At 66.4% G+C, this 2,782-nt stretch carries 1 protein-coding gene; it reads left to right on the top strand.

Annotated elements, in window-relative coordinates; translation table 11 throughout:
- Positions 1–821: 821 nt before the first annotated feature.
- On the top strand, positions 822–2,782 hold a 1,961-nt coding region (locus A5645_RS17985), incomplete at its 3' end, for a glutamate synthase central domain-containing protein (RefSeq protein WP_301336995.1).

Below are 2,782 nucleotides of genomic sequence, written 5' to 3'. Positions count from 1 at the left end.
GGGAGGCGGCGCCACGCGGGGTGGCTGAGGCGCCGGAGGAGGCGGCGGCTGAACCGGTCGGACGGTCGTCGGCCGCGGCGGGCCAGGCGGTGCAACCGGTGGCGGTGGAGCCGGCGGAGCCGCCGTATCCGGCTGGTCAGGCCGTATGCGGTTTCGCATGAATTCTTCAGGCTGGTTCATGGGCTCCTCAGGTATAAAGGTGACTCAACCGTCGCGCTAGGGTCGATTGCGGAGTTCCCGAAGTGAGAAGCCCCACGGTCGGCGGTGAAACGCAATCGGATTCCCATAAGTATTGTGCAAACTCGCTGCGGGTGGCGGTGTGAAGTGACCGGCACCGCGCATGCGCGTGCACTGCGGTCACCGGCGACTTTGCTGCCACCACTTATTGCGCGCGGTGTTGCCCTTGTGACTGGCGCGCGCAGGTCGCCGCCCGCCCGCGGAGCCACCGCCAGCAAACTCACCCAACGCGCACCGGTCGGACTGCGATCCGCACCACAGTGGGCGAGAATGGGCTCTGACCGGGGGTCATGTCGCATGTCTGTCAATCGCTGGTAACAGCGAATTTACGGCCGTGCCAGTTCGCAAGCTACTATTGGAAGTTGGCATGTCAGGCGGTTTTTGTCATATCGTTTTACGACTTGTCGGAACTCGGGTCCAGGGCCGCCGTTCACCGCTGCACGGATGAATCCCTGACCGGACTATCTCCGCTTGGCGGACAGCCTATCGACGAGACCGAAGGGGTTCAGCCCGCAACCTCCGGGGGCGGGGTCGTCGATCCGCAAAGCGGCCGTGCAGAAAGTCTGCTGAAGGGTTAGGTGGGAATGACGCCACAGCGCGTCGGGCTGTACAACCCCGCGTACGAACACGATTCGTGCGGCGTGGCCATGGTCGTGGATATGCACGGCCGGCGTAGCCGCGACATCGTGGATAAGGCGATCACCGCGTTGCTCAACCTGGAGCACCGCGGTGCCGCCGGCGCCGAACCGCGCAGCGGTGACGGCGCGGGCATCCTTATCCAGGTCCCGGATGCCTTCCTGCGCGAAGTCGTGGACTTCGAGCTGCCGGAACCGGGCAGCTATGCCACTGGCATCGCGTTCCTACCGCAGTCGTCCAAGGACGCGGCGGCAGCGTGCGCCGCGGTGGAAAAGATCGCCGAGTCCGAAGGTCTGCAGGTGCTCGGCTGGCGCAACGTGCCCACCGATGATTCGTCTCTGGGCGCGCTGTCTCGCGACGCGATGCCCACCTTCCGTCAGGTCTTCATGGCCGGCGCCTCCGGCATGACGTTGGAACGGCGTGCCTACGTGGTGCGCAAGCGCGCCGAGCACGAACTCGGCACCAAGGGCCCGGGTCAGGACGGCCCCGGTCGCGAGACGGTGTACTTCCCGAGCCTGTCCGGACAGACGTTCGTCTACAAGGGCATGCTGACCACCCCGCAGCTCAAAGCGTTCTACCTGGACCTGCAGGACAACCGGGTGACCAGTGCCCTGGGCATCGTGCACTCCCGGTTCTCCACCAACACCTTCCCGTCCTGGCCGCTGGCGCACCCCTTCCGTCGGGTGGCACACAACGGCGAGATCAACACCGTCACCGGTAACGAGAACTGGATGCGGGCCCGCGAGGCGCTGATCAAGACCGATGTTTTCGGCACCGAAGACGACGTCGAGAAGCTGTTCCCGATCTGCACTCCCGGCGCCTCGGACACGGCACGCTTCGACGAAGTGGTCGAGCTGCTGCACCTGGGCGGGCGCAGCCTGGCCCACGCCGTGCTGATGATGATTCCCGAGGCGTGGGAACGGCACGACTCGATGGACCCGGCCCGCAGGGCGTTTTACCAGTACCACGCCTCGCTGATGGAGCCGTGGGACGGCCCGGCATCGATCACCTTCACCGACGGCACCATTGTCGGCGCGGTGCTGGACCGTAACGGCCTGCGCCCATCGCGGATCTGGGTGACCGACGACGGCCTGGTGGTGATGGCGTCCGAGGCGGGTGTGCTGGACCTCGACCCCGCCAAGGTGGTCAAGCGGATGCGGTTGCAGCCCGGCCGGATGTTCCTGGTGGACACCACGCAGGGGCGCATCGTCGCCGACGAGGAGATCAAGGCCGAACTGGCCGCTGAGCACCCCTACCAGGAGTGGCTGGACAAGGGCCTGGTGCCGATCGACAAGCTGCCTGCCAACAAATACGTGCGGATGCCGCACCACCGGCTGGTCATGCGGCAGCTGGCGTTCGGCTACACCTACGAGGAACTCAACGTGCTGGTGGCGCCGATGGTCCGCACCGGCGCCGAGGCGCTTGGATCGATGGGCACCGACACCCCGATCGCGGTGCTCTCGAAGCGGCCCAAGCTGCTCTATGACTACTTCCACCAGTTGTTCGCCCAGGTGACCAACCCGCCACTGGATGCCATCCGCGAAGAGGTGGTGACCAGCCTGCAGGGCACCACCGGCGGCGAGCGCGACCTGCTCAGCCCGGACGAATACTCCTGTCACCAGATCTCGTTGCCGCAGCCCATCCTGCGGAACTTCGAACTGGCCAAGCTCATCAGCCTCAACCCCGATGACGAGGTCAACGGACGCCCGCACGGCATGCGGTCGAAGGTCATCCGCTGCCTGTACCCGGTCGCCGAAGGCGGGGCCGGACTGGCCGCCGCCCTGGACGAGGTGCGGGCGGAGGCGTCGGCGGCGATCGCCGACGGTGCGCGGGTGATCATCCTGTCCGACCGCAACTCCGACGAAACGTTGGCACCCATCCCGTCGCTGCTCGCCGTCGGGGCCGTGCA

Source organism: Mycobacterium asiaticum, from assembly GCF_001673635.1.
Taxonomy (GTDB): domain Bacteria; phylum Actinomycetota; class Actinomycetes; order Mycobacteriales; family Mycobacteriaceae; genus Mycobacterium; species Mycobacterium asiaticum_C.
The sequence above is the reverse complement of the archived record's forward strand: the minus strand, read 5'-3'. Positions and strand labels throughout refer to the sequence as shown.